This is a genomic window from uncultured Thiodictyon sp. (assembly GCF_903828115.1).
Taxonomy (GTDB): Bacteria; Pseudomonadota; Gammaproteobacteria; order Chromatiales; family Chromatiaceae; genus Thiodictyon.
Genome location: NZ_CAIKKU010000662.1, coordinates 1 through 8,439, shown reverse-complemented (window position 1 = coordinate 8,439; position 8,439 = coordinate 1). Strand labels below are relative to the sequence as shown.

4 protein-coding genes are annotated in these 8,439 nt (G+C 70.3%); 2 read left to right on the top strand and 2 right to left on the bottom strand.

What is annotated here, in order from left to right; all coding sequences use genetic code 11:
- Nucleotides 1–143: 143 nt before the first annotated feature.
- Nucleotides 144–5,390 carry a RecQ family ATP-dependent DNA helicase gene (locus tag QZY48_RS24960; RefSeq protein WP_295436159.1) on the bottom strand — a complete coding sequence of 1,749 codons (5,247 nt, stop codon included), beginning with the start codon at nucleotides 5,388–5,390 and terminating at the stop codon, nucleotides 144–146.
- Nucleotides 5,391–5,446: 56 nt separating this feature from the next.
- Here QZY48_RS24960 and QZY48_RS24955 point away from each other — a divergent pair, with 56 nt between their 5' ends.
- Nucleotides 5,447–6,118 (top strand): sulfotransferase family 2 domain-containing protein, encoded by a 672-nt coding sequence (locus QZY48_RS24955; protein WP_295436157.1) that lies wholly within the window; start codon nucleotides 5,447–5,449, stop codon nucleotides 6,116–6,118.
- Between the two features lie 130 nt (nucleotides 6,119–6,248).
- Here the strand turns inward: QZY48_RS24955 and QZY48_RS24950 are convergent, their stop codons facing one another.
- Nucleotides 6,249–7,064 carry a DUF2189 domain-containing protein gene (locus QZY48_RS24950; RefSeq protein WP_295436155.1) on the bottom strand — a complete coding sequence of 272 codons (816 nt, stop codon included), beginning with the start codon at nucleotides 7,062–7,064 and terminating at the stop codon, nucleotides 6,249–6,251.
- 141 nt (nucleotides 7,065–7,205) lie between these two features.
- Between QZY48_RS24950 and QZY48_RS24945 the strand changes: the two genes are divergently transcribed.
- Nucleotides 7,206–8,186, top strand: a complete 981-nt coding sequence (locus QZY48_RS24945) for an MBL fold metallo-hydrolase (protein WP_295436153.1) — start codon at nucleotides 7,206–7,208, stop codon at nucleotides 8,184–8,186.
- Nucleotides 8,187–8,439 lie beyond the last annotated feature (253 nt).

Sequence of the window (8,439 nt, the reverse complement as noted above, 5' to 3'; positions counted from 1 at the left end):
GTGACGCCGGAGCGTGGGAGCCAGCACACACTGGGAGCGCCGCACCCCAGTGCGGCGTGATCTCGCACGCGACCGCGGCGTTGCGTGTGGCGGAGAGGCCGCGCCGCACTGGGGTGCGGCGCTCCCGGTGGCCGCGGCGATGATCAAGGCCGTTGCGCCCCCGCGGGCCGCCACACCAGTTCCACCAGTGGATATTCCCAGGTCTCCACGCGACAGGTGTCGCGATACTCGGCCTCCCCGTCGTCGCGGCGCCGCCGCAGCAGGGCAACCACCCGCGCGGACTCGATGGCGGGCAGGCGCGGCAGCCAGTCGGCGGCGGCGCGGCGGGAGAGCCGACTCACGGGCCCGCCGCGCGCGTCGCAGAGCAGGACCGAATCGCCTTGGGCCCGCAGTTGCAGCGCAGCGCCGGTGGCAAGTGCCGCGAGGCGCCCGTGGATCGGGTCCCCGGGCGCCTGACGGCCGGCATAGCCCAGGTCGATGGCGGCGGGGCTCAGGAGTTCATAGCGGCGCGTGACGATGGCGGCGGGCGGGGCGGCGATCTCGACCCTGGTGTGCAGCAGCCAGTCGCCCTCGAACAGGTGCGGCGCCGGGTTGGCGCCCCCCGGCAGCCGCCCGAGCGTGAGGGTCTCCCGGGCGCGGGTCATGCCGACATAGTAGAGCCGCCGTGCCTCCTGCGGATCGTCCCGGCCGGGCGCGCCGCCGCCGGGGCCGTCGGCGATCAGGACGTGGGGGAACTCCAGGCCCTTGGCCCCGTGCAGGGTGGAAAGCAGCACGCCGTCGCCCAGGCCGCGGTCGCGCCGTTGCTCGCCTAGGGTCTCGTAGCAGAATTCGAGGATGCGGGAGGCGGCGACGGCGCCCTCGCCCGCCTCCCCCCGCCAGTCGTCGATCAGGTCCAGGAGCGGTTGCCGCCAGGCGGATTCCCCCGGAAGCAGCCGGGCGGCGAGGTCGGCGGCCGTGCAGGGCGCGTGTCCCAGGGCGGCGAGCCCGTCCAGGAAGGCGGCGATCTCCCGCACCCGGTGCAGGGGCGGCAGGTCGCCGCGCCAGGCGACCGGAATGCCCGCGGCCTCGCACAGGGCCCGGATCGGGTGCAGGGTCTCGTGACGGTAGGCGAGCACGGCAAACGCGGACCAGTCCCCGCCGCCCAGGGCGCGCCGACGCTGCATCAGGTCAACCAGGGCGGCGGCCTGACGGCCTGGGTCGGGCAACTCGAGGACCTCCACCCGGCCGCGCCCCCGTGGGTCCAGCGCCTCCCAGCGCCCGCCGGGCGGCTCGCGGCGGCGGCGCCGATCGATGCGGCCCGGCTGGCCGGTCTTCATCCGCTCCCGGTTGTGGGCGATCAGTGCGTTGGCGGCGGCGATGAGGTGACCGCTGGAACGGTAATTCTCGATCAGGTAGTGAATCTGCGCCTGATAGTCGTCCTTGAAGCGGCGGATGAAGTCCACGCTCGCCCCGCGAAAGGCGTAGATGTTCTGGTCGTCGTCACCCACGGCGAGCAGGGTCAGGCGCCCCTCGTCCGCGGCCAGGGTGCGCCCGGCGACCGCGGCGACCAGCCGGTACTGCTCCGCGTCGATGTCCTGATACTCGTCCACCAGGATGTGCCGATAACCCGCCAGCAGTCGGTCGCGCAGTGCGTCCGGTTCCAGCCCCGGGAGTTCGGTCCGCCCTTCCAGCAGGGCCAGGGCGGCCTGGATGAGCCCGCTGAAGTCGTTCTGGTCGCCCTCGGCGCCGCGCTGGGCGCGCTCGGCAAAGGACCGGCCGGTCAGGCGCATGGCGAACCCGTGGTAGGTCTGGATCACGACCCCGCGGGCCTCGTCCCCCACCAGCACCGCCAGGCGGCGGCGCAGTTCCAGCGCCGCATTGCGGTTGTAGCACAGGATCAGGATGGCCCGGGGCTCCACCCGCAGGACCCGCAGCAGATAGGCGCAGCGGTGGACGATGACCCGCGTCTTGCCGGAGCCGGGGCCGGCCAGGACCAGGCGGTTGGTCTCCGGCTCCGCGGCCACGATGGCGATCTGCTCCGGGTTGTCCAGGGACTCGACGATGCGCCGGAAGGATTCCGCCGTGGTCGCCCGCTCCACGACCTCCTGCCGGTCCGGGAAATAGCGGCGCACGAAGGCCGGGCGCTCCAGGGTGAAATAGGCGACGACCAGCCCGATCGCCTGGGCGATCTTCTCCATCCCCAGGCGGGCATAGACGTCCATCACATGGATCTGAAAGACCCGCTCCCCATAGTGCTGGGCCAACGGTGCATAGTGACCCTTGCTGTAGGGCTTGCCCTTGGCCTCCGGCAGGACGCGGATGGTCATGGCCTGACGGAACACCCCCACGCCGCCCTGCAGGACGATGACCCCGTGGTCGTGCAGAAACAAGAGCCCCCGCTCCACCGCCGCCAGGGGGTCGGGCAGATTGCCGGCCAGGGTCAGGTCACCTTGCAGGGCCGTCGTCAGCTCGTCGAGCCCGAAGCCGACCAGGACCTCGGCGCCCGCCGGGGCCTGCGGCGGGATCTTGGCGATGAGCGCCTGGAGCAGCACGGCGGCGATCCCCTGGCGCCGCTGGGCGAGCCCATCCAGGGTCGACCAGTCGCGGTGCAGCCGCACCAGATAGTGGTCCCGTTCGCGCTGGCGCAGTTCCAGGCTCCCCCGCGCCCCGGCCAGCCCGCGCCCGTCGCGGGCCAGGCTGCCCAGCAGGTCGCACAGCAGGCCCGGGTTACTGTCCACCCCCTGATCACACAGGCGCTGGTTGAGGCGCCGGATCGAGAGCGGATACCAGCCGTGATCGTCCGCGTCCGGGGCCTCCTCGCGCAGGGCGGCGAGCATGGCCCGCTCCACGGTGCAGACCTGCTCCAGCAGCTTGGTTGAGGGGTTGGCGACCTTGTAGCGGATGAAGGCGCTCTGCTGGGGCCCCTGGTGCAGCAGGCCGCCCTTGGCCATGTCGTAGAGTGTGCGCAGCACCCGCTGACCGGCGGTCTCACCGCGATCCCAGGCCGGGGCCGCGCCCTCGGGTGGGCGCAGGGCGGGCAGTTGGGCCAGTTCATCGGCGGTCAGGCCCTGGTCCGGCTCGCAGTTGAAGAGCGCATCCAGCACCGCCAGCCAGCGCTCGCGCTGCTGCGCGGAGAGCCCCAGGTCCGCGATGCGCCGCTCGGCTTCCTCCCGGTTCGCGACCGCCGGGCGCCCCTGGAAGACACGGGTGCGGTTTTCGTTGCGCTCGACGAACCCGGCGCGCTCCAGCCAGGCGACGGCAGTGCGCACGCGGGTGTCGGAGTCCCGGCCCTCGGCGTCGAAGCCCACCCGCAGGTCGCCGTCGTGCAGCAGCTCACCGGCGGTCAGGACCACACAGTCGTCCTGGTCGCGGCGCGCCCGGCGCAGGCCGCGCAGGATCTCGGCGATGTCGGCGCGCGAGAGCTGGGAGCCGGCCGCGAGCCGGAACTGCCCCTCGGTGTCCTGCTCGTCGTACAACAGCACGCAGCGGGCCGGCGCCCGGTCGCGCCCGGCGCGCCCGGCCTCCTGGACATAGTTCTCCAGCGAGCCGGGGATATCCACATGGACCACCAGGCGCACGTCCTCCTTGTCCACGCCCATGCCGAAGGCGTTGGTGGCGCAGACCACCTGGAGGTCCCCCTGGATGAAGGCGTCTTGGACGCGGCGCTTCTCGGGGGCGGCGAGCCCGGCGTGGAAGGCGGCCGCCGCCCAGCCCTGGCGGGTCAGGAAGGCCGCCAGTTCCTCGACCCGTTTGCGGGTCGCGGCATAGACCACCGCCGCGCCGCCCCCGGTCCGCTCAGGCGTCCCCGGTGCGCCCAGGTCCGCGGACAGGACCGCGTGCAGCCGTGCCTCCTTCTCCTGCCGGCGCGTCGGCTGGACCTCGAAGATCAGGTTGTCGCGCGCCACCCCGCCCTGAAAGAGCCGCAGGTCCAACCCCAGTTCGGCCCGAAAGTGCGCCAGGACCTCCGCGATCACGTCGGTCTTGGCGGTCGCCGTGAAACAGGCGATGGGGGGTACCGGTACCCCCTGGCGCCCGGCCAGTTCATGGATGAAGCGGGCGGCATAGAGATAATCGGGCCGGAAGTCGTGGCCCCACTTGGACAGACAATGCGCCTCGTCGAAGACCCAGCAGCCGATCTCCCGGGACTCCAGCACCCGCCGGAAGGAGAGGTTGCGCAACTGCTCCGGCGACACATAGAGGATGGCGATCTCGCCCAGACGGACCCGCTCCAGCACCTCACCGCGCTCGGGCGCGGTCAGCAGCCCATAGAGGGCAGCGGCCTGGATGCTCCCGGTCTTGCGCACCAGGTTGTCGACCTGGTCCTTCATCAGTGCCTGGAGCGGCGAGATGACGACGGTGAGGCTGCCGCGGCGCAGGTAGCGGACCAGGGCCGGCAACTGGAAGCACAGCGACTTGCCGCCGCCGGTGGGCAGGATGGCGAGGTGCGAGCCCTCCGTCATGCCATGGGCGCAGATGGCCCCCTGGAGGCTGCCGCCGTCGCTGTCCTTGGGCTCCGGGCGGAACTGGTCCAGGCCGAACCAGCGCTTGAGCTGGCCCAGCGGGTCATGGGTGGTCCGGCACCACGGACAATCCGGCGCGGCGCAGGGCAGGTCGCGCAGTGCGTGCAGCAGGGCCATGGTCGCGGGAAACCGGTGTTTGACCCAGGGCGGCAGCACCGAGCGGCCCTCCGCCACCTGGAGCCAGGCGGTCGCATAGGCCAGGGCCGGGCGCAGGTGCGGGTCGCTCAGGTAGCGCAAGGCCTGGGTCTGGGCCGCGCCCTTGCAGACCCGCCCATCCCAGCACCCGCGCAGCAGGTCCAGGACCCCGGGCACGTCCGGCAGGTCCACCCCGAGTGCGGCGAACACCAGCGAGACGCCCGTGCCCCCGGTGGCCGCCGACTCCAGCCCCGACGCCCCGCGGAAACAGAAGCGATAGATGGCGAGCAGCCCCGCCTCCCCGCCCAGGGCGCGGCGGGCGAATTCCCCCCACTGCTCCCGGAACACCAGCTCCGCCAGGCGGCAGTCCGCCACCGGGTCCGCCACCGTGTCGCGCACCAGCTTGTAGTCCTTCACCAGACGGTGATAGGGGTTCTCCGGAAAGGCCAGGGGGGACAGAAAGAGGGTGTCGACCACCCGCCGCTGGAGCAGCGCCAGGGCCGGTTGCCGGGCGCGCAGGCAGTGCAGGTCATGACCCAGCAGATTGTGGCCCAGGACCAGCTCGGCACCGGCGGCGAAGCGGTCCAGATCGGCTAGCGCCGCCCGCTCGTCGAAGCGCCCCTGCCGCAGGAAGGTCGCCCCGTCGCGCACCGCGCCGATCTTGTGCAGGGCCCCATTGGGGCCGGTCTCCAGGTCGAGCAGGAGGGCGCGGGACAGGAAGTCGTTGAGCCGTGGGTCCACGCCGTGATTATGCAAGAAAGGGCAGCGGTGGGCGTAGGCACCCGGCGTGCGGCTCGGATAGAATCCACACCATGCTGCTTTCCATCAAACACCGCTTCCTCTTCGTCCATATCGCCAAGACCGGCGGCACCAGCGTGCGCGCCGCCCTGGAGCGGCGGCGCTGGGCCGACCCCTGGTACTGGCCCATGTTCCTGTGCAGCCGCTTCAGTCACCTGAGCGGTCACCGTCTCGGCAGCAAGTTCCCGCGCCACGCCAAGGTCGTGGCCGCGAAGGAGATGCTGCCCAAGGAGTTCTTCGATGAACTCTTCAAATTCGCCTTTGTGCGCAACCCCTGGGACCTGCAGGTCAGCTCCTTCCACCACATCCGCCGGGAGCGGCCCCAGTTCTTGGACGGGCATGAAACCTTCGCAGACTTCCTGCGCTGGAAGCTGGACCCGCAACGCCCTTACCAGTACCACCTGGATACCTCCATCGAGTGGCAGAGCGACTATCTGATCGACCTGCACGGCAACCTGGCAGTCGACTTCATCGGCCGCTACGAGCACCTGCACGCGGATTTTGCGACCGCCTGCGCCCGCATCGGCATCCCTGCCCCCACCCTGCCCCACGCCCGAGCGGCGACCGACCGCTCCAACGACTACCGAAGCTACTACACCGACGAGACCGCCGACCTGATCGCCCGCCACTTCCAGCGCGATATCCAGATGCTCGGCTACACCTTCGACCCCCAAGACTGCGTGTAGCGCCAGTTTCGTTGTCGTTGTCGTAATCGAGGTTATCGTAGCGCCCCGGATTCTCTCGCACCCCAAAGTGCGTCGCTTCTCCGACTACGATTACGACAACGACAACGACAACGACAACGATGCCTATCTTTCAGTCCCGCGCCACCAGGTCCCGATAAGCGTGCCAGGTACCGTGGCCGACCAGGGGCATGGCGATCAGCAGACCGATGAACCAGGTGAGGATGCCGAGCCCCACGAACAGCACGATGAGCGCCGCCCACAGGCCCATCGGCTGCCAGTTGCGCCGCACCGCCGCGACACTGGTGCGCATGGCGGTCATCACGTCCACCGCCGGACGGTCCATCAGCATGGGCACGGTCACCGCGCTGATGGCGAAGGTGAAGACGGCGATCACGCCGCCGACCAGGACCCCGGCCAGGACGAAGGTGTTGTTCTCCCCGGACAGAAAGACGGTCGGGATAAAGCGCTCCCAGGTCGGCACCGGGTTGTCGAAGAACAGGGCGAACACCAGGATCGCGGCGAGCATCCACACCAGCATCATAAACACCAGCACCAGGGCCATGGCCGCGAGTTGGACCGCGTTGCGCCGCCACGCCTCCCGCACCTGGCAGAAATGCACCGGCGCGCCCGCCTCCAGATTCGCACTGATCTGGTAGAGCCCGATCCCGAGCATGGGCGCGACCAGGAAGAAGCCGGCGGCCAGCACCGGGACGATGAAGAACAGACCGTCGGCCAGCAGCCCCAGGGTCATGAGCAGGCTGACGGCGACGAAGACGGCCCCGTAGGTCAGGCTGAATACGGGGGCGCGGCGCAGGTCCGCCCAGCCCTTGCGGAGCCATTCCCAGGGTTGCTCCAGGGTGATCGCGTTGATGTTGACGTCGACGTCGACGCGCTCGCGCGGCGCCGCGTTGAGTTGAGACAGGGTGCCGATGGTGGCTTCGTTCATGGTCGGTCCTCCGGGTTTTTTCTATACTCAAGATTCATTGTGCGCCCGATGATACAAAAATCCAGGGCGCGGTGCGCTACCGCACGTCGCCCCGATTTAGAATCTCCGGCCTGACCCAACCCTCACCCCGAAGGAGCCGCCATGTCGTCCCCCGCCATCCTGGAAGTCGCCGATCAGGTCTTCCGCATCGAGACCGGACTCTATCGCCACGGGCTCGCCGCCTGTTATCTGGTGCGCTCCCACGATCGCCTCGCCCTGGTCGAGACCGGCACCGCCCACACGGTGCCGCGCCTGCTCCAGTTCATCGGCGAACTCGGGCTTACCCCCGGCCATGTGGACTTTGTGATGCCGACCCATGTCCACCTGGACCACGCCGGCGGCTCCGGCGACCTGATCGCCGCCTGCCCCGGGGCCCAGTTGGTCATCCACCCCAAGGGGGCGCCCCACATGCTCGACCCCGCCCGCCTGATCGCCGGGGCCAGCGCGGTCTATGGGGCCGAGGGTTTCGCGCGCGACTATGGGCACCTGCTCCCGGTGCCGGCGGCGCGCATGATCATCGCCGCGGACGGCCAGGAATTCGACCTCGCCGGGCGCACCCTGACCTTCATCGACACCCCCGGCCACGCCAACCACCACGGCTGCATCTACGACCAGCGCACCCGCGGCTTTTTCACCGGCGACACCTTCGGCATCTCCTACCGCGAGTTCGACCAGGCCGCCGCCCCCTGGCTCTTCGCCCCCACCACCCCGGTCGCCTTCGACCCGGAGAGCTGGCTGACCACCCTGGACAAGCTCATGGCCTTCCAGCCGACGGCCATGTACCTGACCCACTACGGCCGCGTCGATGCCCCCGAAACCCTGGTGGATGGACTGCGCGAGAGCATCCGCGCTCTGGCCGCCATTGCGCTCGCCGAGCAGGACCGCGACGACGCCGGACGCGCCGTGCGGCTCAAGGAGGCGGTCTCCCGGCACCTGGTCGCCAATGCCCGCGCCCACGGGGTGGACATGGACCACGGGCGCATCATCGAACTGCTCGCGCTCGATACCGAGCTCAATGCGCAGGGGTTGGAGGTCTGGCTCAAGCGGCTTGAGAAGTCGGCCGCTGGGCAGGTTCTCAAGTAGTTGGACGCAAAGCCGGATAGGGCATGCGCCGCATCCGAGACGTTGTCCCGGCGACAACGCCGGATGGGGCGTGCGCTGCGTCCGAAACGTTGTCCCGGCTACCAAGCCGGACGGGGCATTCGCCCCGTCCGAAACGTTTTCCCGCGCCGGCGGGCTCCCACCAACGGCTGGCGACGCAATAACCCCCGGGGCGGGGGCGAAGGCCCCGACCCGCCGCGGTTGAAGGGACATACCCCGTTCGGCGCGAGCATCG

What these genes read in the sequence shown, in the direction of transcription:
- QZY48_RS24955 (WP_295436157.1), top strand. Translation starts at nt 5,447, where the DNA reads ATGCTGCTTTCCATCAAACACCGCTTCCTCTTCGTCCATATCGCCAAG.
- QZY48_RS24950 (WP_295436155.1), bottom strand. Translation starts at nt 7,064, where the DNA reads ATGAACGAAGCCACCATCGGCACCCTGTCTCAACTCAACGCGGCGCCG.
- QZY48_RS24945 (WP_295436153.1), top strand. Translation starts at nt 7,206, where the DNA reads ATGTCGTCCCCCGCCATCCTGGAAGTCGCCGATCAGGTCTTCCGCATC.